General features: G+C 63.2%; 34 protein-coding genes and 1 pseudogene. 17 read left to right on the top strand and 18 right to left on the bottom strand.

Features of this window, described 5'->3' with window-relative positions:
* The 6 genes and pseudogenes from AAC023_RS07030 to AAC023_RS07055 all read left to right on the top strand — a co-directional run.
* Positions 1–405 (top strand): annotated as a pseudogene (locus AAC023_RS07030) (NAD(P)(+) transhydrogenase (Re/Si-specific) subunit alpha); the annotation flags it as partial.
* A gap of 4 nt (positions 406–409) precedes the next feature.
* Positions 410–727, top strand: coding sequence for an NAD(P) transhydrogenase subunit alpha (locus tag AAC023_RS07035; protein WP_339739557.1), 318 nt, complete (start codon positions 410–412; stop codon positions 725–727).
* A gap of 3 nt (positions 728–730) precedes the next feature.
* On the top strand, positions 731–2,134 hold the full coding sequence (locus AAC023_RS07040; protein WP_339739559.1) for an NAD(P)(+) transhydrogenase (Re/Si-specific) subunit beta: 1,404 nt from the start codon (positions 731–733) through the stop codon (positions 2,132–2,134).
* A 76-nt stretch (positions 2,135–2,210) separates the two neighbouring features.
* Positions 2,211–2,612, top strand: a complete 402-nt coding sequence (locus AAC023_RS07045; protein WP_339739561.1) for a DUF3995 domain-containing protein — start codon at positions 2,211–2,213, stop codon at positions 2,610–2,612.
* Positions 2,613–2,644: 32 nt separating this feature from the next.
* Entirely contained in the window at positions 2,645–2,932 is a 288-nt protein-coding gene (locus tag AAC023_RS07050) for a hypothetical protein (protein WP_339739563.1), read from the top strand.
* A 9-nt stretch (positions 2,933–2,941) separates the two neighbouring features.
* Complete coding sequence (locus tag AAC023_RS07055; protein WP_339739565.1) at positions 2,942–3,562, top strand: class I SAM-dependent methyltransferase; 621 nt, start codon at positions 2,942–2,944, stop codon at positions 3,560–3,562.
* A 6-nt stretch (positions 3,563–3,568) separates the two neighbouring features.
* Here AAC023_RS07055 and AAC023_RS07060 read toward each other — a convergent pair whose 3' ends face one another.
* Positions 3,569–4,303, bottom strand: coding sequence for a 2OG-Fe(II) oxygenase family protein (locus AAC023_RS07060; RefSeq protein ID WP_339739567.1), 735 nt, complete (start codon positions 4,301–4,303; stop codon positions 3,569–3,571).
* Positions 4,304–4,387: 84 nt separating this feature from the next.
* Positions 4,388–4,708 carry a TraR/DksA C4-type zinc finger protein gene (locus AAC023_RS07065; protein ID WP_339739569.1) on the bottom strand — a complete coding sequence of 107 codons (321 nt, stop codon included), beginning with the start codon at positions 4,706–4,708 and terminating at the stop codon, positions 4,388–4,390.
* Positions 4,709–4,895: 187 nt separating this feature from the next.
* Here AAC023_RS07065 and AAC023_RS07070 point away from each other — a divergent pair, with 187 nt between their 5' ends.
* Positions 4,896–5,855: an ATP-binding cassette domain-containing protein gene (locus AAC023_RS07070; protein ID WP_339739571.1), complete on the top strand. Its 960-nt coding sequence runs from the start codon at positions 4,896–4,898 to the stop codon at positions 5,853–5,855.
* The gene (locus AAC023_RS07075) at positions 5,855–7,246 is read left to right on the top strand and encodes an ABC transporter permease (RefSeq protein ID WP_339739573.1); all 1,392 of its coding nucleotides are present in this window, start codon (positions 5,855–5,857) and stop codon (positions 7,244–7,246) included. The genes AAC023_RS07070 and AAC023_RS07075 overlap by 1 nt, the downstream gene beginning before the upstream one ends.
* Positions 7,247–7,337: 91 nt before the next feature.
* On the opposite strand, the gene rpsU is transcribed toward AAC023_RS07075, so the two are convergent.
* Positions 7,338–7,574 carry a 30S ribosomal protein S21 gene (rpsU, locus tag AAC023_RS07080; protein WP_091768260.1) on the bottom strand — a complete coding sequence of 79 codons (237 nt, stop codon included), beginning with the start codon at positions 7,572–7,574 and terminating at the stop codon, positions 7,338–7,340.
* Positions 7,575–7,725: 151 nt separating this feature from the next.
* Here rpsU and AAC023_RS07085 point away from each other — a divergent pair, with 151 nt between their 5' ends.
* Positions 7,726–8,403: a COQ9 family protein gene (locus AAC023_RS07085; RefSeq protein ID WP_339739575.1), complete on the top strand. Its 678-nt coding sequence runs from the start codon at positions 7,726–7,728 to the stop codon at positions 8,401–8,403.
* A 15-nt stretch (positions 8,404–8,418) separates the two neighbouring features.
* Here the strand turns inward: AAC023_RS07085 and AAC023_RS07090 are convergent, their stop codons facing one another.
* The 3 genes from AAC023_RS07090 to purE are packed head-to-tail and all read right to left on the bottom strand — an operon-like array spanning position 8,419 to position 10,869.
* On the bottom strand, positions 8,419–9,207 hold the full coding sequence (locus AAC023_RS07090; protein WP_339739577.1) for a metallophosphoesterase: 789 nt from the start codon (positions 9,205–9,207) through the stop codon (positions 8,419–8,421).
* Between the two features lie 56 nt (positions 9,208–9,263).
* Positions 9,264–10,349, bottom strand: coding sequence for a 5-(carboxyamino)imidazole ribonucleotide synthase (locus AAC023_RS07095; protein ID WP_339739579.1), 1,086 nt, complete (start codon positions 10,347–10,349; stop codon positions 9,264–9,266).
* Positions 10,350–10,356: 7 nt separating this feature from the next.
* A complete protein-coding gene (gene purE, locus AAC023_RS07100) occupies positions 10,357–10,869 on the bottom strand; it encodes a 5-(carboxyamino)imidazole ribonucleotide mutase (RefSeq protein ID WP_339739581.1) in 513 nt (170 codons plus the stop codon).
* A gap of 160 nt (positions 10,870–11,029) precedes the next feature.
* Between purE and AAC023_RS07105 the strand changes: the two genes are divergently transcribed.
* Positions 11,030–11,776, top strand: a complete 747-nt coding sequence (locus AAC023_RS07105; RefSeq protein WP_339739583.1) for a GGDEF domain-containing protein — start codon at positions 11,030–11,032, stop codon at positions 11,774–11,776.
* Between the two features lie 35 nt (positions 11,777–11,811).
* Here AAC023_RS07105 and AAC023_RS07110 read toward each other — a convergent pair whose 3' ends face one another.
* From AAC023_RS07110 to AAC023_RS07120, 3 genes are read right to left on the bottom strand one after another with little or no spacing between them, the layout of a single operon-like run.
* The gene (locus AAC023_RS07110; RefSeq protein ID WP_339739585.1) at positions 11,812–12,009 is read right to left on the bottom strand and encodes a DUF465 domain-containing protein; all 198 of its coding nucleotides are present in this window, start codon (positions 12,007–12,009) and stop codon (positions 11,812–11,814) included.
* 27 nt (positions 12,010–12,036) lie between these two features.
* A complete protein-coding gene (locus AAC023_RS07115) occupies positions 12,037–12,201 on the bottom strand; it encodes a hypothetical protein (protein ID WP_339739587.1) in 165 nt (54 codons plus the stop codon).
* A complete protein-coding gene (locus AAC023_RS07120) occupies positions 12,182–12,769 on the bottom strand; it encodes a UbiX family flavin prenyltransferase (RefSeq protein ID WP_339739589.1) in 588 nt (195 codons plus the stop codon). The genes AAC023_RS07115 and AAC023_RS07120 overlap by 20 nt, the downstream gene beginning before the upstream one ends.
* Positions 12,770–12,856: 87 nt before the next feature.
* On the opposite strand from AAC023_RS07120, the gene AAC023_RS07125 reads away from it, so the two are divergent.
* From AAC023_RS07125 to AAC023_RS07135, 3 genes are all read left to right on the top strand, one after another.
* Positions 12,857–13,045: a DUF465 domain-containing protein gene (locus tag AAC023_RS07125; RefSeq protein WP_339739591.1), complete on the top strand. Its 189-nt coding sequence runs from the start codon at positions 12,857–12,859 to the stop codon at positions 13,043–13,045.
* An 83-nt stretch (positions 13,046–13,128) separates the two neighbouring features.
* A complete protein-coding gene (locus AAC023_RS07130; protein ID WP_339739593.1) occupies positions 13,129–13,989 on the top strand; it encodes a tetratricopeptide repeat protein in 861 nt (286 codons plus the stop codon).
* Between the two features lie 108 nt (positions 13,990–14,097).
* Positions 14,098–14,907 (top strand): SDR family NAD(P)-dependent oxidoreductase, encoded by an 810-nt coding sequence (locus AAC023_RS07135; protein WP_339739595.1) that lies wholly within the window; start codon positions 14,098–14,100, stop codon positions 14,905–14,907.
* Positions 14,908–15,021: 114 nt separating this feature from the next.
* Here AAC023_RS07135 and AAC023_RS07140 read toward each other — a convergent pair whose 3' ends face one another.
* Together AAC023_RS07140 and AAC023_RS07145 are read right to left on the bottom strand one after the other, a co-directional pair.
* Positions 15,022–15,708: a cell cycle transcriptional regulator TrcR gene (locus AAC023_RS07140; RefSeq protein WP_339739597.1), complete on the bottom strand. Its 687-nt coding sequence runs from the start codon at positions 15,706–15,708 to the stop codon at positions 15,022–15,024.
* A gap of 151 nt (positions 15,709–15,859) precedes the next feature.
* On the bottom strand, positions 15,860–16,846 hold the full coding sequence (locus AAC023_RS07145) for an NAD(P)H-quinone oxidoreductase (protein ID WP_339739599.1): 987 nt from the start codon (positions 16,844–16,846) through the stop codon (positions 15,860–15,862).
* Between the two features lie 71 nt (positions 16,847–16,917).
* Here AAC023_RS07145 and AAC023_RS07150 point away from each other — a divergent pair, with 71 nt between their 5' ends.
* Both AAC023_RS07150 and AAC023_RS07155 read left to right on the top strand, forming a co-directional pair.
* Entirely contained in the window at positions 16,918–17,115 is a 198-nt protein-coding gene (locus AAC023_RS07150) for a DUF1192 domain-containing protein (RefSeq protein WP_143024058.1), read from the top strand.
* A 76-nt stretch (positions 17,116–17,191) separates the two neighbouring features.
* Positions 17,192–17,722 carry a DUF1465 family protein gene (locus AAC023_RS07155; protein ID WP_339739603.1) on the top strand — a complete coding sequence of 177 codons (531 nt, stop codon included), beginning with the start codon at positions 17,192–17,194 and terminating at the stop codon, positions 17,720–17,722.
* 134 nt (positions 17,723–17,856) lie between these two features.
* Here the strand turns inward: AAC023_RS07155 and rpmE are convergent, their stop codons facing one another.
* Positions 17,857–18,075 (bottom strand): 50S ribosomal protein L31, encoded by a 219-nt coding sequence (gene rpmE, locus AAC023_RS07160; RefSeq protein ID WP_339739605.1) that lies wholly within the window; start codon positions 18,073–18,075, stop codon positions 17,857–17,859.
* A 213-nt stretch (positions 18,076–18,288) separates the two neighbouring features.
* Between rpmE and AAC023_RS07165 the strand changes: the two genes are divergently transcribed.
* Positions 18,289–18,540, top strand: coding sequence for a type II toxin-antitoxin system CcdA family antitoxin (locus AAC023_RS07165; RefSeq protein WP_339739607.1), 252 nt, complete (start codon positions 18,289–18,291; stop codon positions 18,538–18,540).
* Positions 18,541–18,846 (top strand): CcdB family protein, encoded by a 306-nt coding sequence (locus AAC023_RS07170; protein WP_339739609.1) that lies wholly within the window; start codon positions 18,541–18,543, stop codon positions 18,844–18,846.
* Positions 18,847–18,853: 7 nt separating this feature from the next.
* On the opposite strand, the gene AAC023_RS07175 is transcribed toward AAC023_RS07170, so the two are convergent.
* The 6 genes from AAC023_RS07175 to thiE form a co-directional block, all read right to left on the bottom strand.
* Positions 18,854–19,843 (bottom strand): peptidoglycan-binding protein, encoded by a 990-nt coding sequence (locus AAC023_RS07175; RefSeq protein ID WP_339739611.1) that lies wholly within the window; start codon positions 19,841–19,843, stop codon positions 18,854–18,856.
* A gap of 3 nt (positions 19,844–19,846) precedes the next feature.
* A complete protein-coding gene (locus AAC023_RS07180; protein WP_339739613.1) occupies positions 19,847–20,839 on the bottom strand; it encodes a hypothetical protein in 993 nt (330 codons plus the stop codon).
* 110 nt (positions 20,840–20,949) lie between these two features.
* Positions 20,950–21,747 carry an inositol monophosphatase family protein gene (locus AAC023_RS07185; protein ID WP_339739615.1) on the bottom strand — a complete coding sequence of 266 codons (798 nt, stop codon included), beginning with the start codon at positions 21,745–21,747 and terminating at the stop codon, positions 20,950–20,952.
* A 5-nt stretch (positions 21,748–21,752) separates the two neighbouring features.
* On the bottom strand, positions 21,753–22,319 hold the full coding sequence (gene efp, locus AAC023_RS07190; protein WP_339739617.1) for an elongation factor P: 567 nt from the start codon (positions 22,317–22,319) through the stop codon (positions 21,753–21,755).
* A 103-nt stretch (positions 22,320–22,422) separates the two neighbouring features.
* The gene (locus AAC023_RS07195; RefSeq protein WP_339739619.1) at positions 22,423–23,583 is read right to left on the bottom strand and encodes a tetratricopeptide repeat protein; all 1,161 of its coding nucleotides are present in this window, start codon (positions 23,581–23,583) and stop codon (positions 22,423–22,425) included.
* Positions 23,584–23,665: 82 nt separating this feature from the next.
* Positions 23,666–24,286 (bottom strand): thiamine phosphate synthase, encoded by a 621-nt coding sequence (gene thiE, locus AAC023_RS07200; protein ID WP_339739621.1) that lies wholly within the window; start codon positions 24,284–24,286, stop codon positions 23,666–23,668.
* Positions 24,287–24,572: the final 286 nt, after the last annotated feature.

Genomic DNA, 24,572 nt, shown 5'->3' on the forward strand with positions numbered 1-24,572 from the left:
CTGGTCGCCGGCCATATCGCCAAGCAGGACATCGTCGTCACCACGGCGCTGATCCCGGGCCGCCCGGCGCCGAAACTGATCACCAAGGCGATGGTCGAGAGCATGAAGCCCGGTTCGGTGATCATCGATCTGGCCGCACCCAATGGCGGCAATTGCGAGCTGACCAAGGCCGATGAGATCGTCACCCATCAGGGCGTGATGATTGCCGGCTTCTCCAACCTGCCCGGCCGTCTCGCCGCCGACAGCTCGGCGCTCTACGCCAAGAACCTCGCCAATCTCCTGCCGCTTCTGGTCGGCGAGGACGGCGCGCGCGCCCCGCACTGGGACGATGAAATCATCCAGGGCATGGCTCTGACCCGCGATGGCGCGGTCATCCACCCGACACTCGTGAAACAGGAGGCCTGATCCGATGGAAGCCGTAGATCCCGTCATCTTTCGTCTCGCGATCTTTATCCTCGCGATTTTCATCGGTTATTACGTCGTCTGGTCGGTGACACCCGCCCTGCACACGCCGTTGATGGCCGTCACCAATGCGATCTCCTCGGTGATCATTGTCGGCGCGCTGCTGGCCGCGACCGCGACCGGTGTGTCCGATGATGGCAGCGGCGGGGCCGGCTTCTCGCGCGGCCTGGGCACGCTCGCCATCGTGCTCGCCAGCGTCAATATCTTCGGTGGATTTCTTGTCACCCAGCGCATGCTGGCGATGTACAAGAAAAAGGAGCGCTAGAGCATGTCGGCAAATATCGCAGCCCTCCTCTACCTGCTTTCGGGCATTCTCTTCATCCTCGCCCTGCGCGGCCTGTCGAGCCCGGAAACCGCCCGTCAGGGCAATTTCTTCGGCATGGCCGGCATGGCCATCGCCATCATCACCTCCCTGCTCGCAGCCCAGCTCGACCCGGCCTCGATCGCCCTGATCGTCGGCGGCGTGATGGTCGGTGGCGGCATTGGCGCCGTGATTGCGCGGCGCATCTCGATGACCTCGATGCCGCAGCTCGTCGCCGCCTTTCACTCCCTCGTCGGCATGGCCGCCGTGCTGGTGGCCGCCGCGGCCCTGTTTGCCCCGGAAGCCTTCGGCATCGCCGATGCCAGCGGGCATTTGCACAAGCTTTCCCTGTTCGAGCTTTCGCTCGGCACCGCAATTGGCGCCATCACCTTCTCCGGATCGGTGATCGCCTTTGCGAAGCTCAACGGCAATATGTCCGGTGCGCCCATCCTCCTGCCGATGCGCCATGCGATCAATATCGCGCTTGGCGTCTTCATCGCCGTGATGATCGCCTTCCTGATGGCTTCAGGCGGCGAGGCCAAAATGGCCTTCTGGCTGATCGCGCTCGCCGCTTTCATCATCGGCGTAACCCTGATCATCCCGATTGGCGGCGCCGACATGCCGGTGGTCGTCTCGATGCTCAATTCCTATTCCGGCTGGGCCGCCGCCGCACTCGGCTTCACGCTGGAAAACACGGCGCTTCTTGTGACCGGTGCCCTGGTGGGCTCCTCCGGTGCGATCCTGTCCTACATCATGTGCAAGGGCATGAATCGCTCCTTCATCTCGGTCATTCTCGGCGGTTTCGGCGAAGATAGCGGCGCTGCCGCCCTGGCCGGCCCGCAAGGCAATGCCAAACAGGGCTCGGCGGAAGACGCTGCCTTCGTGCTCAAGAATGCCGGCAAGGTCATCATCGTGCCCGGCTATGGCATGGCGGTCGCCCAGGCCCAGCATGCGCTCAAGGAAATGGCCGACATCCTCAAGCATGAGGGCGTCGAGATCTCCTACGCCATTCACCCGGTCGCCGGGCGGATGCCGGGACACATGAACGTCCTCCTCGCCGAGGCCAATGTGCCCTATGACGAGGTGTTCGAACTGGAGGACATCAATTCGGCCTTCGCCAATGCCGATGTCGCCTTCGTAATCGGTGCCAATGACGTCACCAATCCGGCCGCCGAGGACGACCCGTCCTCGCCGATCTACGGCATGCCGGTCTTGCAGGTGTGGAAGGCCAAGACCGTCTTCTTCGTCAAGCGCTCGCTGGCGTCGGGCTATGCCGGGGTCGAGAACCCGCTCTTCTTCCGCGACAACACCATGATGCTGCTCGGCGATGCCAAGAAGATGGCGGAAGAAATCAATAAGGCGATGGGGTGAACGGGCCTGCGGCGACCAAACAGCCCGGCGGCAGGTCAGCATGATGCCGTTACTGGGATGGACGGTCTTTGCGGTCATGAGCGTGATCGCGATCCTGCACGCCTATTGGGCGGTTGGTGGCCTGTGGCCGGCGGCGACCGAGGCAGACCTGGTCAAGACTGTTATCGGCATCACCCGATCGCAGACCATGCCGCCGGGACTGCACTCGCTCGCCGTGGCGGTTCTGGTATTCGCGGCAGCCGGTTTCGCGCTGGCCCGCGGCGCATTCGGCCACGACTCCGTGCTTTTCTCACGCATCCCGCTCGGCGTCGTCGCCTTCATCATGCTGGCACGCGGGATCTATGCCTATCTGCCCGGGCCGTTCAGCCGTGCGAGCGAACCCTTCGCGACCCTGAACGCGATGTTTTTCTCACCGGCCATCCTGGTGCTGGGCATCGCCTTCGCCTGGCTGGCACTCGGTCCGGCTTCCCGCTCATAATTCGTTCAGCCTGGAAGTGACATTCTCACACCATGTTTGCTGAACTCATCCTTGCCCAAACCGGCTCCGTCGCCGAGGACTGCACCTGGAACGGCATCCCGCTCTATGGCGAGGTGGAGGTGGTGGAGAGTCTGCCCGATATCCGCGTCCAGATCGTCAGCAGCTTTCCCGATCTCAAGGTCAAACAGGTGACCAGCTTCGCCGATAGCTGCGGCGAATGGACCTATGTGACGAGCTTTGCGGATTTCTCGATCCAGTTTGTCGACAGCTTCCCGGATGTCCGCATCAAATACGTGGAGAGTTTCCCGGGCCTGCCCTAGTGTCGGCGCATGAGCTTTTACCACGAACACATCCTGCCGCACGTCATCGGCTTCGCCTGCGGCCAGCCGCAGATCATGAAGAAACGCTCCCAGATCGTGCCCCTGGCGACAGGCCGCGTGCTGGAAGTCGGCTTCGGTGCCGGACCCAATCTGTCCTTCTATGATCCGGCCAAGGTCACCCATCTCTACGCGCTGGAACCCTCCGAAGGCATGCGGCGCAAGGCGGCCGATGCAATCGCCGCCTGCCCGGTGAGCGTCGAGCTGATCGATCTGCCCGGCGAGGAGATCCCGCTCGAGGATGCCTCGGTCGATACCGTCGTGCTGACCTATACCTTGTGCACCATTCCCGACGCCGAGGCCGCACTGGCGCAGATGCGCCGCGTGCTCAAGCCGGGCGGAAAGCTGCTCTTCTCCGAGCATGGCGCTGCGCCTGATCCCGGTGTCGCAAAATGGCAAAGGCGCATCGAGCCGGTGTGGAAGCCGATCGGCGGCGGCTGTCACCTCACCCGCCATCCTGACACGCTGATGCAGGCAGCCGGTTTCGGGATCGAACAGCTCGAGGCGATGTATCTGCCCAAGAGCCCGAAATTCGCCGCGTTCAATTATGCCGGCATCGCCGTCAAAACTTGATCGCGACTACATATCGATGCCCGGATCCTCGCCCGAGCGCAGCCAGCCGGTGATCGCCAGGCGTGGCGTCGTGACGTAACTGGCCACCATCGAGACCGCATGCGGTTGCGGCACCTTGAACAGCGACAGCGTATTCATGCGCGGCACATAGGCGGCTTCAACATTGCCGTCCGGATCGTAGAATTGCAGCTGCCCACCCCAATCGCCCTGCCAGCCGGCGGTGAGGCCGAGCACGAAGGCCGCGACGCGGTTCTTGCCGGCGACGCCATCATCATGACGGGTCAGGAAATGGCCGCCGCGATAGCAGGTCAATTGCCCGTCGGCGAAACTGATTTGCGGCGCGTCGAGGACATCGCGCATCGCGCCCAGGAAGGTCTCGCCATTGAGGAAGGCAAACAGCCTGGCCAGGACCGGGGCCTCGGCTTCGAGAGTGCCGGCATGGGCCTTGTCGTAGAGCGGATAGGTCTCATAGAGATATTGAAAACCGGCGCGCGCCGCCGTCGCCACCCGGCCGTCAAACTCGGCGCGCTGGGCCGGTGGGAGATCGCGCATCGCGGCGGCGTCGAGATTGAGATGTTTCTCGCCCAGCCGCGTGACCAGCAACCATTTCGAAACATCCGAGATTGCACCGGTCAGCTGTCGCAGGGCGTCAGGGGCCAGCAAGCCGGCAATCCGCGCCCGGCCATCGCTGCGCAATCCGGCCCGCGCCGGCTCAAGATCAAGCGTTTCGGACAATCTCATGGGCAGGATTCAACAATTCGGCACCGGACCACATCACCCGGCATCGCAAGGTTTCGCACAGGGCCGCCGAGCCTGGCAACCGGATCAGGCGCAGCCGGCACACCGTGCCGCAGCCAGATCAATCTCCAGCCGCTTCGGATCAATCGCCTCGCCGCATTCCACACACCAGCCATACTCGTCCTCATCAACCCGTTTCAGCGCCGCCTCGATGCGGCGAATTTCCTGAATGCGGCGGACATCGGAAGCGCGGGCCATCGCCTGGACCTGCATCGAGTCGAGCCGCGAGAGACGGCCAATGGATTGCTGGTCGAGCTCGACCGGTTCACGGTCTCCGGTAGAAGCCTGCGACAGGGCGAGCAATTCGGCCTTCAGGGCCAAAAGGCTTGCGCGGGGATCGTGCGCCATAGGATCTCACTTGTCACCATCATCGCCGGGCGGGCGATAGCGCAGGAACCGCAACATAGCGCCTTATGGCAGGACAGGCGCGGTCTTCCGGCAGTCCAGCAGCAAATGGGGGGATGGCGACCTGCTCAATACCGGTAGCTTGCCACGACCGGTCTGCCTAGACTTGCCGCTCACTCTTGGGGGTCTCATGTCCGAAATCATTTTGTCGCTCGATGGCGTCTCGAAAACATTCAGCGGCAAATCGGCCGTCCGCGATCTGAGCTTCACCGTCAGGCGCGGCGAGATCACCGGCTTTCTCGGCCCGAACGGCGCCGGCAAATCGACCAGCCTGCGCATGGCGCTCGGCATCCTCACGCCGGATGCCGGCCAGGTCAGCCTGTTTGGCGGCCGGCCGCGGGCCAGCGCGCTCGAGCGGGTTGGATTTTTGCCCGAAGAACGAGGCATTTATCGCAAAATGAAAGTGATCGACGTGATCATTTTCTTTGCCCGCCTGAAGGGCGTGGCACCGGTCGAGGCTCGCCGGCGCGGCCTCGCCATGCTGGAAGAGTTCGGGCTCGCCGATGTCGCCGACAGCAAGGTGAAAACGCTCTCCAAGGGCATGGCCCAGAAGATCCAGATCATCTCGACCCTGATCCATGATCCCGAATTTATCATTCTCGACGAACCCTTTTCCGGTCTCGATCCGGTCAATCAGAAGGCCCTGGAACAGATCGTCCGCGCCCGCGCCGAGGCCGGCGCAACCATTCTCTTCTCGACCCATGTAATGGAACATGCCGAGCGCCTGTGCGACAAGATCATCCTGGTCGCCAAGGGACGCAAGGTCTTTGACGGAACTGTCGAGGGCGCCCTGGGCATGATTCCGCGCCGCGTCATCCTCGAGACGGTATCCGACCATGATCTGGCGCAAACCTTCGCACCGCTCGGCGAGGTCGTGCAGGAAGCCGGTGCCGCCGATGGCGCCCGGCGCTGGCTGATCGATCTCGGGCCGGGCATTGACGCCCAGGACGTGCTCAAGGCCTGCGTCGACGGCAATATCCGTCTGCTGCGCTTCGAGCCGGCACGGGCACATCTGCATGATGCCTTTGTCCATCTGGTCGAGACCAGTGGCCAGTTTGAAAACGAAACACCTGCAGGGGAGGCTGTCTGATGCGCGCCATCTATCTCATCGCCCGCCGCGAATACCTCTCCTATGTCGCCACCTGGGGCTTCTGGCTCTCGCTCGCCTCAATGCCGATGTTCATGGCCCTGGGCTTTGGCTTGCCCATCCTGATCGAAAGCTCCCAGCCGACGCGCTATTACGCGCTGATCGACGAGTCCGGCGGCGTGCTTGATGCGGCGATCGAAAGCCAGGGTGCGGCATCGCGCGAGGCCCAGGCCGCGGCGACCCGTCAGGCAGCCACCGAAATGCTTGGCGACAGCCCGGCCGTCGAGGCTGCAATCGCCAATGCCCCTGCGCCGGCAGAGAAATATATCCGCGTCTATCCCGAGGCGACCGATATCGAAACCCTGCGGCCCTATCTGCTCGGCGAACAGAATGTTGAGACCGAGGAGGGCCCGCAGCCGCTCTTCGCCGCGATCTATTTGCGCCAAGATGCCGAGGGCGGGGTAGAGATCGAATACTGGAGCACCAACCTCACCGACGGCGAATTGCGATCCGGAATCCGCCGGACGCTGCGTGAATACATGCAGCTCAACCGGCTGCTCGAAAATGGCGTTTCGCCCGAACTGGTGGCCGCGGCAGGCGAACTGACCCCGACCGTGCGCGAACTCAATCCCGAGCGCAGCGCCGAGGCTGCCGAGGTGACCACTGCGGAACGCCTGCCGATCATTGTCGCCATCGCGGTCGCTTTCGGGCTGTGGATCGTGATCTTCTCGGTCGTCAACATGCTGCTCACCGCGATGATCGAGGAGAAAGGCAACAAGGTGCTCGAGATGATGCTCGCCTCGTCACGGCATCATGAGATCCTGACCGGCAAGCTGCTCGGCGTCGCCGGCGTGTCGACCACATTATTGCTCGCCTGGGGCGGACTGGCCGCGACGGTTGGCCTCGTGGTGCAGCAATTCGCCTTCGCCGCAGGCCTGCCTCTCGGCGAGATCATGGCCGCCGTGCTCGATCCGGCACTGGTCTTCCCCGCCATCGGCTATTTCATCATTGGCTATCTGATGTATGGCGCGATCTTTTTGGCGATCGGCTCGCTGTGCGAGACGCTGCAGGATGCCCAGACCCTGATGAGCCCGATGATGCTGATCATGATGGTGCCGCTCTTCCTGGTGATGGTGGCCGCGGATGCCCCCGATTCGCCAATCATCGTCATCGCCAGCTGGATCCCGCTGTGGACGCCCTTCATCATGCTGGCGCGCCTGCCGCAAGACCCGGCCCTGTTCGATGTCATCGGCACAACGCTGGTAATGATTGTCACCGCTGCGGGCGTCATCTGGGGTGCCGGCGTGATGTTCCGCATGGGTGCGCTCAACCAGGCCAACCAGGACACGGTGAAGGGCTGGTTCCAGCTGGGCGGCAAGCGCAAGGCGGGCTGAGGCCCGGCGCCGCCCGATCAGAAACGAAAGAAAACGCCGCGTCCCTTAAGGGGCGCGGCGTTTTGCTGAATTCTACAGGCTCTGGCGAACCCTAGCGACGAACGGTGCCACCACGGACGGCCACGAGGCCTTCACGCTGAGCGCGCTTGCGGGCGAGCTTGCGCGCACGGCGAATGGCTTCAGCCTTCTGGCGAGCCTTCTTCTCCGAGGGCTTCTCGTAATGATTCCGACGCTTCATTTCACGGAAGGTACCCTCCCGTTGCATTTTTTTCTTCAGCGCGCGGAGCGCTTGCTCCACATTATTATCGCGCACAACGATCTGAACGATGGCTCTCTCTCCATAAGTTGGACGCGAGGGCCACCCCCACGTCGCTAGTTTGCCAGAGGCGCGGCTGATACCAGAGCCGCGATGCTGAGTCTACTCCGTCAGCGCATTCGTCGCGGGTGACTGCAGCGGCCCAGTCCGGTACATATGGCACATGATCGACACTGAAACCGCCCCCCGCACTCACACAGAGACCGTCCGCACACAGTTGCTGGAGGCCGCGCTGGCCCATGCTGCCTTCGATGGCTGGTCATCCTCGACCTTCAAAAAGGCTTGTGATGACGCGGGCTTGTCGTCCGGTGACGCCCGCAATGCCTGCCCTGGCGGCGATCTTGAGCTGATCGGCTTCTGGTCGCGCCAACTTGATCGCCAGGCCGGGCGCAAGATCGTCAAGGCCGAACTGGCCAAGATGAAAATTCGCGAACGCGTGACCTTCAGCGTGCTGTGCCGGCTGGAAGCCATCGCGCCACATGAGGAAGCCGCCCGGCGCGCCAGGGCGCGGCTGCTTTTGCCCGATGCAGCAACGCAGGCCCCGCAATTGCTCTGGGCGACAGCGGACATGATCTGGCGCGCCATCGGCGACACCTCGACCGATGCGAATTTCTACTCCAAGCGGGCGATTCTTTCCGGCGTCTTCGGCACGACCCTGTCGAGCTGGCTCAATGAGGACAGTGCCGACAAGCCCATGGCGCGCGCATTCCTCGACCGGCGGATACAGAATGTAATGGATTTCGAGAAGACCAAGGGCCAGGTCCTGAAATTGACGGCGGACCTTCCCGATATTGGCGGCCTGCTCGGCCGGATGCGCTACGGACCCGGCCCGCGCAGCTAGCCGGCCTGAAGTCCGCTAGCGCGGCCGCAGGGAGGCGTAATAGGTCTCCAGCGCCCCGACCGTCACCAATTTGCGTTCCGGCCAGCGCAGGGCTGTCAGCTGGCCGCCAAACACGCATCCAGTATCGATGCAGATCGTCCGGTTGACCCAGACCGCCTCGGTGACCGCCATATGGCCGTAGACCACGTGGGCCTCACCGGCATAGTCCAGCGCCCAATCGAGCCGGACCGGCAGGCCATATTCGTCCTGTTCGCCCGTGGTAGCGCCATAGAGCGCAAAGCCTCGCGCCTTGCCCCCGCTCTGATAGTGCATCTCCTCAACCAGCCCGGCATGGGCGACAATCAACCCGCCGTCATCGAGCACATGATGGTGGGCCAACTGGTCCAGGAAATCATGGACGGTGTCGCGAAACCCGTCCGGCTGGGTCTGGAATTGGGAGATCGTATCGCCCAGCCCGTGTGAGACCTTGACGTCACGGCCGAGCAGCCAGCGCCGCAGCTTGTCATCATGATTGCCACTGACGCACAGCGCCCGCTCCGCTTCAACCATCGACATCGCCAGGCGCAAAACGTCCGGCGAGCGTGGCCCACGATCGACCAGATCGCCGAGGAAGACGACGCGGCGGCCCTGCGGGTGAGAAATCTCGTAGTGACGATGTCCCTCGGGGCCGTCATGCTCAACTGAATAGCCAAGCTTGCCGAGCAGGATTTCCAGCTCTCCGGCACAGCCATGCACATCGCCGACAATGTCGAACGGGCCGCAATCATGGCGGCGATCAAAGTGGAGGGTGTTTTGGGGCAGCATATCTGCTCTAGGTAAGGTGAGCGACGAGCAAGGACAAGGTCCTGCCCGCTGGCACACTAGCCGTTCAGCGGCCCCAGCCGGTTCACATGCCCCATCTTGCGGCCCTTGCGGGCCTTGCGCTTGCCATAGAGATGCAGACGCACATGCGGGTCTGACACCAGCGCCTGCCAGTCATCGACATCATGGCCGATCAGATTGGTCATCACCGCCGAGGAGTGCGGCGCCGGATCGCCAAGCGGCCAGCCGGCCACAGCGCGGATATGCTGTTCAAACTGGTCACAGCCGCAGGCATCCATCGTCCAATGGCCGGTATTGTGGACGCGCGGTGCGATCTCGTTGACCAGCAGCGTGCCGCCGCCCAGATCGAACAGCTCGACCGCGAACACGCCGACATGCGCCATGCCATCGCCCAGCGCCGTCGCGATCTCGAGCGCTCGTGCCTGCAGGGCCGCATCGACGCCCGGTGCCGGGGCGGTGCTCTGTTTCAATATGCCATCGCCATGGACATTTTCCGACAAGGGCCAGGCCTTCACCACACCATCGACCGAGCGCGCCGCGACGACGGACAATTCGCGCACAAAATCGGCTGCACCTTCGAGAATGGCGGGCTGTTCGCCAATCGCTTCCCAGGCCGCAGCGGCATCTTCCGGCGTGCGGATCCAGGCCTGCCCCTTGCCGTCATAGCCGAAACGGCGGGTCTTGAGCACGGCGGGCAGGCCGGTCACCGCAATCGCGGCCGGCAGATCTGATGCGCTGCCGACGGGCGCGAAGGGCACGGTGGCGACGCCGGCATCATTGATGAAGCGCTTTTCGGTGATGCGGTCCTGTGTCAGCTCCAGAGAGAGGGCGCCAGGCTGGAGACGCGATGTTGCCGCCGCGACAGTGACGGCCTCGACAGGAATATTCTCGAATTCATAGGTCATGGCATCGCAGCGGTCGGCGAAGGCTTCCACGGCTCCTGCGTCCGACCAGGGCGCTGCCCAGGAACGTGCTGCAACCCGCGCAGCCGGGCAATCCGGCTCGGGATCGAAAATATGCATGTCAAAACCCAGACGGGCACCCGCGATCGCCAGCATGCGGCCGAGCTGGCCACCGCCGAGAATACCGATGACAGAGCCGGGCGCGAGCGGGCGTTTACTCATTGCGGGCTCAATCCTCGACCGATTCCGCAACGCTGTCTGTCTGCGCCTGACGCCAGGCCGACAGCGCGGCCTCGATCTGCGAATCGGCGAGCGAGAGAATAGAGGCTGCCAGCAGGCCGGCATTCTTGGCGCCGGCATCGCCGATCGCCAGCGTCCCGACTGGAATCCCGCCGGGCATCTGGACGATGGAGAGCAGACTGTCCTGGCCGTTCAGCGCCTTGGACTTGATCGGTACGCCGAGCACGGGCAGCGTCGTCATCGCTGCGACCATGCCGGGCAAATGCGCGGCCCCGCCGGCGCCGGCGATAATCACCTTGATACCCCGGTCACGCGCCGCTTTCGCGAATTCGACCATACGGTCGGGCGTGCGATGGGCTGAAACGACACGGGTTTCGTAGCGGATATTCAACTCATCCAGAATCCCGGCGGTTTTCCGCATGGTCGGCCAGTCGGACCGCGACCCCATGATGATTGAGACGTCGACGGGATCGGCTGGGGAAATCGGCGAAAAATCGCTCATAATGCTTCCTGCACGTGAAAAGGAAGCGCGGGACCATAGCTTTCAGCAGCCACAGGTCAAGATGGCCCGTCGCGCGGGCGGGTTTCTTTTCATTTTTGAGGGTTTCTTAACCACACTTGGCGAGCCTGAGGGGGAACAGAATCGCCCAGGACGCACCCCCATGCGCATAGGACCTACAAATACGACGCGAGACGTCACGCGTACCGGCAAGGCCGGTGCCGCCAAGAGTGCCGGCGCGTCGGGTGCGGCCGAGGCGCCGCGCGATGCCGCATCGATCATGGGCGTGCCGGAAGCCGAGCTGACCCCCAATGTCCAGCGCGCCCTGCTCTCGCTGATGGGCGAGGTCGATCAGCTGCGCAAGGACACCGAACGCCTGCGTGGCCGGGTTCGCGAACTGGAATCCCTCGCCGATCATGATGTATTGCTGCCCGTGCTCAACCGGCGCGCCTTCCTGCGCGAAGTCAGCCGGGCGCTTGCCCTGGCCGAACGGCATAATGCGCCATCGGCCCTGATCTATCTGGATCTGAACGGGTTCAAGGACATCAATGACACCTATGGCCATGCCGCTGGCGATGCCGCGCTGCACCATGTCGCCGCCCAGCTGACGGCACATGTGCGCGAAACCGATGCCGTTGGCCGGCTGGGCGGAGATGAATTCGGCGTCGTGCTGACCCTGACCGGTCCGGCCGGTGCGGACATCAAGGCACGTGAACTCGTCGAAATGCTCGAGACCGTACCCTTCGTTCATGGCGGCAAGGAAATGCATGTCGGCGTCGCCTGGGGTGCCTATCCGCTCGAGGCTGGCCGCAATGCCGACGAAGCCATGGCGGAGGCCGACGCCGTCATGTATGCGCGCAAGCAGGATCAGAAACGCCAGCTTGCGGCCGCGAGCCGCAAGGAAGCCTGAGACAAGCGATCAGGGCGGCGCGCGCCAGGGTGTTGTCAGGCAATAATATCCGGCGTCAGCTGATCATTGAGGGCTGCGAGCCTGTCCTTGATCCGCAGTTTTTCCTTTTTCAGGCGCGCCAGTTTGAGCTGGTCGACAACGCCGTTTTCCGCCAGCGCATCGACTTCATTATTCAGGGCCTCATGCGCATCACGCATGCTGAGAATGCGTGATTCCAGGTCCTGTTGATCCAAGAATTCTCCGTCCATTTCAGTACGGTCTCATTTCTGGCCGAGGCGGCCGTGCGGATCCTGCGCAGGCCGGAAGCCTCCGTCGGCACCCGTCGCGCCGAAGCCGCCATGATAGCGCTTTTCGCCGGGCAAAGAAATCACCGAGTTTCCGGCCACGGCGTTTTCCGGCAGCCGGTCAGCGGCGCCCGCCTTCAAGGTCCTCGCCCCAGCGCCGCGTTGAACTCCAGTCGAGCCCGAACAGGTCCAGCGCCCGCCCGACGGACTGGTTGACCAGGTCATCAATCGTCACCGGTTTGGCATAGAAGGCCGGCAGCGGCGGACAAATCACGGCCCCCATTTCCGTCAGCGTTTCCATCGTCCGGATATGCCCAAGGTGAAACGGCGTCTCGCGCACCATCAGTACCAGCAGCCGCCGTTCCTTGAGAACGACGTCAGCGGCCCGCGTCAGCAAGCTCGACGTCACCCCCGAGGCAATCTCCGACATGGTGCGGACCGAACACGGGGCGATCAGCATGCCGCGGGTCTGGAAGGAGCCTGAAGCAATGGCGGCGCCGACATCGGGCATTTTATAGACATGATCAGCGCCGGCACGGAATTGAGCAATCGAGAGCTCGGTCTCGTAGCGAAGCGTCATCTCGGCGGCCTTCGAGGCGACCATGTGACTCTCTATGCCCAGCTCGCGCAGAGCCTCCAGGGCCCGAACGCCATAAATGATCCCGGAGGCCCCGGAGACCCCGACAATCATGCGGTCTGGCTTCATCATCACGTAACCCCGAAACGTTTCGTGAATAGACATAACGCCGGAACGTGCTTCAATCCATTCATCCACTTCACCAGAGGAGTTTAATCCATGCCAATCGCAGCCCGCATTCGTGAGCTCGACGCCCGTCACACGCGTCTGGATGCCCAAATCGACGAGGTTTTCAAACACCCGTCGGCGGATTCGCTTGAGGTCGCTCGATTGAAAAAGGAGAAGCTTCGATTGAAGGAACAGATAGAGGCCTTGCGAACCGGCGAGCTGAATACAGCCACCGGGTAGCCAAATTCAGGGGGGCGGCTTTCGGGCCGCCCCTTTTGCGTTGTAGACTTGGAGCAGAACAGCTTGCGGCCAGTGAATCGGAGATGAAAATGCGCGCCCTATTCGTGACCGTTTGCGCCCTGTGCCTGGCCTGGTCCGCTTCGGCGCGGGCCCAACTGCCCGCCGAGACCTGCCGCGACGGTCGCGCTGCGATGGATGCCGGCGATAGCGCCCTGGCGGCGGGTCTGCTGGAGGAATGCCTGGCAACCAGCCAGCTTGAGCCGGAGGCCGAGGTACAGACCTATGCCGCCCTTGGCGCCGCCTATCTCGCCGAGGACGCGTTTGAGGACGCCCTGTCGGCCTATAATATGGCATTCGCCATCGCCGACACCCAACACGCGGCGATCGCCAATCCGACCCTGTGGCGCAATCGCGGCATTGCCCGCGCCGAACTCGGCCAGCTCGAGGCTGCCCTCTCCGACCTGCAACACGCAGCGGGCGAAATGCCTGACGATGTGCTGACCTTCCTGAATATGGGATTCGTCTACCAGCAGATGGAACGGCATGCAGATGCTGTCGTGTCCTATGACCGGATTGTCCGGCTCGAGCCGGAATGGGTCGGCGCCTGGCTCAATCGGTCAAGTGCCCTGCTGGATGCGGGAATGCCCGCAGCAGCCGTCGCCGATGCCCGGCAGGCGGTGGAGCTGGAGCCGGAGAACGGTTCGAGCCTGAACATGCTGTGCTGGACTCTGATCCAGGACGGGCGCGCCGATACTGCCCTGCCGCTCTGCGAAGAGGCCGTCGCGATCGAACCGGATACGGGCGCGATTGTCCACTCCCATGCCACGGCCCTGGAAGCCGTTGGCCGCCTCGACGAGGCGCAGGCGCTCTATCAGCGGGCCCATCAACTTGATCCCGATGATCCTCAGATCACCGCCGACTTCGAGCGCACCCGCCACCCCTGAACCTGACTCGGGCCAGCCCGGCCGTTGAATTGCCTAACGCATCAGCCTGTGCGAGTGGAGACAATTGGACGGCGCTGCCTGCGCCAGATTTACAGGAAGGTTTACCCCATGGCCTCTGGCGATCGCGTTGCAATCATTACCGGCGGTGCAAATGGCATCGGCAAGGCCTGCGCCCGCCGCCTGAGCGAGGACGGGTGCAATGTCGTCATTGCCGATATCGACGCCAATGCGGGCACGGCACTGGCCAGCGAGCTCGGCGGTGATCGAGGCCGGGCACTCTATGTCCCCTGCGATGTCTCGGACCGGCTCTCGGTCAGCAATCTTCTGGCGGAGACACGGTCCGCCTTCGATCGTCTCGATATCCTGGTCAATAATGCCGGAGTCGTCGCCCGCGGCGATATTCTCGAATTGTCGGAAGCGGATTTCGACCGCGTCATCGGGGTCAATCTTCGCGGCGCCTTCCTGGTCGCACGCGCCTGCGCCAAGCAGATGGTCGAACAGATCGAGGAAAACGGCGAGCGCGCCGATGATGCAAGGCGCCGTTACGCCATCATCAACATGTCTTCGGTCAATGGCATCATGGCGATCCCCGACCAGCTGGCCTATTGCACCAGCAAGGGCGCACTGAACCAGCTGACCAAATCAATGGCGCTGGCGCTGGCCAAATACGGAATTCGCGTCAATGCGATCGGGCCGGGCAGCATCAATACCGATGTGCTCAAGGCCGTGAATGACGACAAGGCGGCGATGGACAAGATACTGTCACGCACGCCGATGCACCGGATCGGCGATCCAGACGAAGTCGCCTCGGTCGCCTCATTCCTCGCCTCAAAGGACTCGAGCTATATCACCGGCACGACCATCTATGCAGATGGTGGCCGCCTGGCGCTGAATTACACAGTTCCTCCGGACCAATAGACCGGCGCTGCGCGAAGGCCGGGGCCGCCATTGGAGCGGCCCACACACGCTGACCCGAGGCCGGAACGGGTGACAGGCTGAAGGCCTGCGCCCGGTTCCCGGCTCGGATACGGCCTATTCCTCGTCTTCTTCGGCACTTTTCTTCGACGGGCTGCCGAACAGCGTCTCGAGATTGATTTCGCTATTGGCGCGCTCATCAGCCTCGGGAATCAGCTGCTCTCTCGGCTTAAGCGTATCAGCCAGAAGCTCAGGATTGTCTTCCTCGATCTTGCGGCGGCGCGACGAGGCCTTCTTGACCTGGTCGTCGAGATCGATCTGGCTGCACAGGCCGAGCGAAACCGGGTCGGTCGGCTTGATGCTACCGGAATTCCAGTGCGTACGGTCACGCACCGCAGCGATCGTTGTCTTGGTGGTGCCGACCAGTTTCGAGATTTGCGGGTCGGACAATTCCGGGTGATTGCGGACCAGCCAGGCGATCGCATCAGGACGGTTCTGGCGGCGCGACAGCGGCGTGTATCGTGGACCGCGGCGCTTGGCCGGCTGGTGCAGATCGGAATATTTCGGCTGAACCGGCGTCATCCGGAATGTTGACTTGCCCTCGGCCTTGGCGATTTCCTCGCGGGTCAATTGCCCGTTGGAGATCGGATCGGCACCGCGCACACCAACAGCGACATCGCCATCAGCAATCCCTTTGACTTCCAGTGGATGCAGACCGCAGAAATCCGCGATCTGGTCAAAGGTCAGCGAGGTGTTGTCAACGAGCCAGACCGCCGTGGCTTTCGGCATCAGGATCTCGGTCATGTCTTGCTCCTTCGGAGAAATAAAAAAAGCCCGACGCGGTGCCGGGCTTGGGCTTCCGACGCTAGCGGTCTGAGTATCAGTCCAGCCAAGCGATTTGCCGCTTCTATATCGCAGCGAGCCCGGTCTGCAAAGCGGATATCGCTTCCATGGATCAGGGCAGCAGCAGAATCTTGCCGGAATGTGTTCCTGAATCGAGCCGTTCGTGGGCGGAACGGACATCGGCGAGGGCAAAACGGCCATCGATCACCGGCCGCAGCTGCCCGGCTTCGATCCACGGCCACACGGTCTTGCGAAGGGCGGCGGCAAGCCTGGCTTTCTCGGCGACGGGCCGCGCCCGCAGCGTGGAGCCGGTGAGCGTCAGGCGCTTGAGCATGATGCGCATCATGTCCAGCTCCACCCGGCTGCCCTGGAGAAAGGCGATCGAGACCAGGCGGCCACCGGGGCGCGCCAGATTGACATTCTTCTGCACATAACTGCCGCCGACCATGTCGAGCACGACATCGGCCCCGCCCGCTTCCGTCACAATCGCCTCGAAATCCTCGGCGCGATAATTGATCGCGCGATCGGCGCCGAGCTGCTGGCACAAGGCACACTTCTCGTCCGTTCCGGCGGTCGTGAACACCCGGGCGCCGGCGGCCTTGGCCATCTGGATCGCCGTCGTGCCAATTCCACTCGATCCGCCGTGGATCAGGATTGTTTCACCGGGCAACAATGCGCCAATCTCGAACACATTCGCCCAGACGGTGAAAACCGTTTCGGGTAGTCCCGCGGCCTCGACCAGGTCGAGCCCGGCCGGAAGCGGCAATACCGAGCCTGCCGGCGCCAGGGCAAAATCGGTGTAGCCGCCGCCCGCCACGAGGGCACAAACCCGATCCCCCGGCGCAAAACCCGTCACGCCCTCACCGACCGCCTCGACAAGTCCGGACACCTCAAGGCCAAGCCCCTCGGGGGCGCCGGGCGGTGCCGGATAAAAACCCATCCGCTCGATCTGGTCAGGCCGGTTGACGCCGCAAGCGGCGGCCCGGATCAGGATTTCACCGGGTCCGGCCTGCGGCATGGGCCGCGGCTCGACGCGCAAAACCTCAGGCCCGCCGGGTGGATTGGCCGTGACGATGCGATTTGTTTGAGTGCCGGGCATGGGCGTTTTCCAGTCTTCGGGTTATGCTGTGACGCACGGATTGCGGTGTCAGGATTTTGATGGAGGTCAACATGTTCCATGACGATGAGACGGTCGCAAGTAGCCTCAAGCCCGAAGCCATCATCCCCGGTGCCGATCTGAGCGCGCTCTCCCTGTCGGATCTCGCCGAGCGCCGGGTATTGCTGGAAACCGAAATCCAGCGAATCGACGCCATTACTGAGAAAAAGCGGGCCGGACTGAGCGCGGCGGACGCCGTCTTCAAGATTTGATCAACCAATTGGGTCACTCTGGCCCGAGCTTTGCTACGAATCGCCAGAAGCTGAAGATAGACGGACAACTGGACGAATGATGACCGATAGCCAGACCCCTACCCTTTTCCCGGCCGGCTCCGCACCGGCAGCCCGGGCCATGGACTTCTGCAAATCCGAGATGTTCGGCAAGCTCTTCCGCGAGGGCATGGACCTGGTCGAGGAGACGGCGAGCTATCTCGACGGCGCCGGCCGCGATGATGCCAAATCCCTCAACCGGGCCGGGGCGCTGTCCTACGCAACAGAGAGCATGAAGCTGACGACGCGGCTGATGCAGGCGGCCTCCTGGCTGCTGGCACAGCGCGCCGTCGCCGAGGACGAAATGACGGCGGAAGATGCAACCGACGGCAAGTATCGGCTGGACAATGACCGCCCGAGCGAGCAGCTCTGGCCTGAAGGCCAGACGCCCCCGGGTATATTGACCGATCTGGTCGAGCGCTCGCGCTCGCTCTATGCGCGCCTCAAGCGGATCGATGATAATCTCTATGCCGACGGCATGCCGGAAATCGAAAGCAATCCGGTCGCCGACCATATGGAAAGACTCCGCGGCGCCTTCAGTCAGGCCTGATCGCCCCACCGATTCGCAAAAAGGCCCTCCGAAGCAATTCGGGGGGCCTTTTGCATTTTGCGAGATGCCAGACAGAGAAAAGGCGCGATCCGGTGAGGACCGCGCCTGTTTCAATCAGGTCAGTGCGTAAAGCCTCAAGCGAAGCCTTTGAACTTGTCCTTGAAGCGCGAGACACGGCCGGCGCGGTCAAGCAGGTGTGCATTGCCGCCGGTCCAGGCCGGGTGCGAGGTCGGATCGATATCGAGATTGATCGTGTCGCCTTCCTTGCCATAGGTCGACTTGGTCTGGAAGGTGGTCCCATTGGTCATCACGACATTGATGAGGTGATAATCGGGATGGATATCTTGTTTCATCGGTCCGGCTTTCTTCTCTCGCTGTGCCACGCCAACTCGCGTGACGCACACAGCTGATATCTCTCAGGAGCGGGGCTGATACCTGAAGACAGCGCGCGAGGCAAGCGAGGGAATGAGTCGGCTCGGCCGGCGTTTTGACACCACCAGCCGGAATTCTGGACATGCGCATACTCTATACGTATAATCCTGCGCGAATTGGAGGATCTGCATCCGATGAAATATGAAAACCCCACCAATCGCCAACGGGTCAACCTGACCGTACGTGAGGACGTCATGTCGGAAGCCCAGGCCCTCGGAATCAACATCTCACGTGCCGCTGAAGTCGGGATCGAAGCGGCCCTGAAGGCCGAGCAATCCCGGCGCTGGCTTGAAGAGAATGCCGAAGCCATCAAGGCCCATAATGAGCGGGTTGTACGCGAAGGCATGGCCCTCCCCACTCCCTGGTGGGCGGAGGAGGACGCCTAGGTGGCCCGGTTCGACCTCTACCGGGTCAGCAGCCGTCGAATTCCGCTGATGGTGGATGTTCAGGCTGAAATTCTCGGCGATCTGGCCAGCCGTATCGTCATCCCGCTACGTGTCCTCGAGCAGGCCGAAGAGCCGCCGCTGCCGAGACTGAAACCGGTCCTGATGATTGGCGACCAGACTTACCTGCTCCTGACAACCGATATGGGCGCACAACCGGTCCATTGGCTCGGCAAGCCGGTCGGAAATATCAAGGCGCATCGCGACGAGATCACTTCGGCGATGGATTTCCTGTTCCAGGGGTTCTGAGAGCCCCCTAGCGCGAAGTCAGCTTCAGCTCGATACGGCGATTGCGGGCATTGTCCGCGGCGGTGCGGCCGGGCACCAGCGGCTGGAACTCGCCGAAGCCGGCGGCGACCAGCCGTTCCGATGGCACACCCAATTGCTCCATCCATTGCACCACCGAGATCGCCCGCGCCGCCGAAAGGTGCCAGTTGGAGGGGTAGGTCGTGCGGATCGGCACCGGGTCGGTATGGCCGTCAATGCGGATCACCCATTGCAGATCGGACGGGATTTCCGTCGTCAGCTGGATGATCGCATCGGCGATCGGCCGCAGGCTCTCGCGGCCCTCATTCGACAGCGCCGCCGAGCCGGACGGGAAGAGGACATCGGTCTCGAACACGAAGCGATCGCCGACAATGCGCACGCCGGTCCGGTTGCCGAGAATGGCGCGTAGCCGCCCGAAGAAGTCGGAGCGGTAGACCGCCAGTTCGGCGGCGCGCTCGGCCAGGGCGGCATTGAGGCGCTCGCCGAGATTGATGACCTGCACCTCGGCCTCCTCGGCGCGCTGTTCGGAGGCCTCGAGGGCGGCATTGAGCGTCGCGATCTGGTCGCGCAGCACCTGCATCTGCTGGTTCAGCAGCGCCAGCGCCCGCATCGATTCCGATGACATCTCGCGCTCGGCCTCGAGCTCGGCACCCAGCGACTCGGCCTGGCCATAGGCCATGGCCAGCGCAGTGTTGAGGGCATCGCGCTCATCGACCAGACCGGTGATGCGCACTTCCAGCTCGGCATTCTCGTCGCGCGCCAGATCGAGCTCATTGGCCAGCTGGGAGAGCTGGGCATTGAGGTCAGCCAATTGCTGGTCACGCCCGGTCAGCGCCCGGCTGAGCGCGAATTGCCCGGCCACGAAAATCGACAACAGGAAGACGATGACCAGCAGCAGCGTTGCCAGCGCGTCGACAAAGCCGGGCCAGTGATCGCCGTTATCGGCTTCCTGGAAACGCGAGAAACGCGGCGACGCCATGACCTATTCTCCCGCCCGGTCCCGGGCTTCGAGGGTCCGGATCAGAACGCGGATTTCATCGCGCAAGGCCCGCGCCGCTTCCTGCTGGCCTTCGCGTGCATCTTCAGCAAAGCGCTGCATGGTCGTGTCGAGCTGGCGCGTATGGCGTTCCAGCGTGTGGGAGAGACGGTCGAGGGTTTCGGCGGTCTGCTCGAGCAAAGCCCCGACATAGGCCGAGGAGGTCTCGCCATCGCCGGTGCTGGCCGGTCCGGCGGCCGACAGCCGCGAAATGGAGGAGAGCCATTCCTCGATCTCGTTATAGAAACGATTCTGGGCGCGGCTGGCCTGCAGGTCGAGAAAACCGATCACCAGGGATCCGGCCAGACCGAAGAGCGAGGAGGCAAAGGCGGTGCCCATGCCCTCGATCGGATCCTGGATTGCCGCCATCAACCGCATCACATCGGCTTCGCCGCCGGTGGAGCTTTCTGTGACGGCGCGCACGGCCTGGCCGACATCCGAGACGACTGCAAGCAGGCCCCAGAATGTCCCCAGCAGGCCGAGGAAAATCAGCAGCCGTCCGAAATAGCGCGTGAAGGCACCCGCTTCCGACATCCGCGCACCGACCGAATCGAGCACTGTCCGGACGGAACCGGCCGACAAGCGGACCCGGCCATCGGTCTCGCCGATCATCGAGGCCATCGGGGCGATCAGGGCGGGCGGCGGCGGCAGGGTGATGCCGGCCTCGGCCGAGCGGAAACGCTTGAGCCAATTGGCTGCGGGACCGATGCCCAATGCCTGGGCAAATGTGTAGAGGACGCCGATCACCAGCACGCCGAGGATAACGCCATTGATCGCCGGATTGGCCTGGAAGGCCTCGATCAGCTGGGCGTGCAGAAAGACTGCGAGGGCGAGGACAACGCCGGTGAACAGTGCCATCCAGACAATATAGCGCCAGGGACCTGTGAAATGGACGTCCGGCCGGATCGCGCTCATCCGCTCATCATGCTGTACAGGCATCACTTCCCCTCACATCGCTCGCTGCGACACTCATCCCAAGGCATTGGGACGATTTGGTGGCGAGGTCAAAGCTGAAGCGGGAAAATCTGCCCGCAAGACCGCGTCCGCGATCAGACCGCGGCGACTTTGAGCCGTTCCATCAATTGTGCCAGCATGCTCTCATTGCCAGCCGCGATATTGCCGCTGGTGAGCACATCCTTGCCACCGTCAATGTCGGCGATATAGCCACCGGCTTCGCGCACCAGCAACAGGCCGGCAGCGATATCCCAGGGCTTGAGATCGCGTTCCCAGAAACCGTCATAGCGGCCGGCCGCGACCCAGGCCAGATCGAGCGAGGCGGAACCCATGCGGCGGATACCGGCACAGCGCGGCATGACCTGGTGCAATTCCTTGAGAAAACGGGCATGGCCGGTTTTGCCGACGAAAGGCATGCCGGTTGCGAAAACGGCTTCATCGAGCTGATTGCGGCCCGCGACGCGCAAGCGGCGGTCGGCAAGCCAGGCCCCGCGGCCCTTTTCAGCGTGGAACATTTCATCCGTTGCCGGATTGTAGATCACGCCAGCGACAAGCTCGCCCTCGCGCTCAAGCGCGATGGAGACTGCGAAATGCGGCATGCCGTGCAGGTAATTCGTGGTGCCGTCGAGCGGATCGACGATCCAGCGGTGCGAACGGTCGGAGCCTTCGACAATGCCACGCTCTTCCATCAGGAAACCATAGCCCGGCCGTGCGGTCATCAGGCGATCATAGATGATCTCTTCGGACTTGTGGTCGGCCATGGTCACGAAATCGGCCGGGCCCTTTTTGGAATACTGCAGATGTTCGACATCGCGAAAATCGCGGTTGAGCTTGCGCCCGGCGCGGCCGGCAACGTCGACCATGACGGTCAGAAGAGGAGAGAGCGTACCCATGAGGACTACTCCGCCCGTTTCACATATGAACCGTCTTCCGTGGCGATCACCACACGCTCGCCGGTGCCGACGAAGGGCGGGACCGCGGTGCGCACACCGTTTTCCAGAATGGCGGGCTTGAAGGAATTGGCGGCTGTCTGCCCCTTGACCACCGGCTCGGTGTCGGTGATTTCCAGGGTGACGAATTGCGGCAGGGTGATGCTGATCGGGCGCTCCTCGTGGAATTCCACCACGACATTCATGCCGTCCTGCAGATAGGCCGTGCTTTCCTCGCCAACGAAATCCTTGCGCAATTCGATCTGCTCATAGGATTCGGCGTCCATGAAGGTCAGCGTATCGCCGCTGTCGAACAGGAAAGTCTGGTCGCGTTGCTCAAGGCGGACGCGCTCGACCTTGTCGGCGGCGCGGAAGCGTTCATTGAGCTTGCGGCCATCGAGCAGGTTCTTCAGCTCGACCTGGGCGAAGGCTCCGCCCTTGCCTGGCTTGACGTGGTCGGTCTTCACCGCGACCCAGAGCGAATCCTGATGTTGCAGAACATTGCCGGGGCGGATTTCATTGCCGTTGATTTTCATGCGTCACCTATCGGAAAAAACCGTGTGCGCGGCCCTTGGGCCGTGGAGTGGCGCTCTCCTATCAGCGGGGACAGGGATCGGCAAGCGGCGCGGCACTGGCACATTATCGCATTGCGTCGACCTGGGCCCGGATCCGTTGCTGCACGTCGAGCGGCAAAGCCCGCTCCAACCCGGCCTGCAAGCGGTCGCGATCGGGATCGCCAGTCGGGGCACCGAGTGCATCGACCGCCGCCATCAGCGTCCAGCCATAGGCGGTTTCAAGATCTGCCGTCACCCCATCGCCGCGCGCCAGGGCGAAGGCATAGAGAAACTGGCTTTCGGCATCGCCGCCCCGGGCCCCCTGGGCAAACCAGACGGCCGCCGAACCGGGATCGGGTTCGGCGCCACGCCCCTGATACAGCATCAGACCGTATTGACCGGCGGCCGGGGCATAGCCGCTCTCGGCGGAAATCCGCATCCAGCGCAACGCGGCCGCATCATCCTGATCGCCGCCCTCGCCATTGGCCCACATCATCGCCGCCTGGAAAGCTGCCTCGGCATGGCGATTACTGGCGGCGCGCTCATACCAGCTGCGCGCGCCGGCGGAATCGGTTGCACCGCCATCACCGGCATCGAGCATTTGCGCCAGCTGGTACATGGCTTCAGGCGAGCCCTGCTGTGCGGCCCGCTCAGCCCATTCGCGCGCCGTGATCGCGTCCTGCGGGACCGGGGAATTCTTCAGCTCGATCGCCAGGCCCAGCATCGCATTGACATGTCCGACCCGGGCCGCGCGTTCAAACCAGCTGCGCGCGGATCCCAGGCCAAGGCCCGGCTCGCCGCGGCGCGCCAGCAGGGCGAGCTGGTAGAGCGCGACCGGGGCATCCTGCTCGGCGGCACGGCGAAACCATTGCGCTGCAGCGGCATAGTCGGGATCACCGGTCAGCCCGTCGCGGGCCATCATTCCGGCAAGCATGGCGGCTTCGGTATTGCCGCCCGCGGCCGCGGTCTCGGCATATTGCCGCGCCAGTACCCAATCCTGGGCGATATAGGCGATCTGGGCACGATAATAGGCCGCGTCGGCACCGCTTAGCCCGGCGGGCAGATCGGCCTCGGCCGCGTCCATCCCGGCGCTCGCTGCATCCTGTACGTCCTGGGGCAGGAGCATCAACTCGGCGGGGAAAGCCTGCAGCGGCTCGGCAGCGGCTGGCGGGGAATCGACCTCAAACTGCGCCAGGGCAGGTGCGGCGAGGACGAAGCTCAGGCAAAGGGCAGAAAATATCTTCATGCCGCCTATCAGCGATGCGATTGCGGCAAGGTCAAGACCGCGAGCCGGAAGCTGAGGCATTTGTAACCTCGCAGCCGTTGTTTCAACGCGCTGCGCAAAGCGCCTCAAAAGCGGTGACGGCGGCGACCGGCCCGTCCCGGTGCTCCCAGACGCCGGCGGAGACGGCGATGAAATCGGCACCGGCCTCGATCAAGGGGCCGGCATTGTCGACGTTGATGCCGCCAATCGCGACGCAGGGCAGTTCGAACACTTCAATCCACCACTGGATCAGATCGATATCGGCCTGGTGGGTGACCGTTTTGGTGGTGGTGGGGAAGAAGGCACCAAAGGCGACATAATCGGCACCGGCCTCGCCGGCCAGCATCGCCAGATGGCGGCTGTCATGGCAGGTCACACCAATCGTGCCATCCTTGCCGAGGATTTCGCGGGCGGCTTTGATACTGCCGTCGTCCTGGCCCAGATGCACGCCGTCGCAGCCCAGCTCGGCGGCCAGGGCGGCATCATCATTGAGGATGGCGGCAACGCCATGGGCCTGCGCCAGTGCGATCAGCGGCGGCGCCAATTGGCGGATCTCGTCGGGCTGATGATCCTTGAGCCGGATTTGCAGCGCCGCGACCGCGCCGGTTTCCAGCACCTCGACCAGGGTCTCGGCGAATTGCGCATCAATGCGCGGCGGGGTGATCAGATAGAGCTGGGTTGTCATGGCCGCGTTTTGACCGATTTCGGTCGGGGTGGCTAGTGGGCCTGCATCGCCGCCTGCACGAAAATCTCCACGCGGCCTGCCGCTGGAGGTTTGGGTGGGCCTCCCGGGATGGGAGGGTGCGGGACGCCGGCGAATGCCGGTAACCGGTAATGTTAGTAGCGTGACATTCGAGACGTCCCGCACGTGCAGTTTTCCCGTGGCCTCTCGGCTCTCCGTTTCCAATCCAATCAGGTATTCGGGTCGGGCGTGTAGTGCCGTCAGACCTGAAAGGACGCCCTGCCAGCGC

The sequence above is a fragment of the uncultured Maricaulis sp. genome (assembly GCF_963976135.1).
GTDB lineage: Bacteria > Pseudomonadota > Alphaproteobacteria > Caulobacterales > Maricaulaceae > Maricaulis.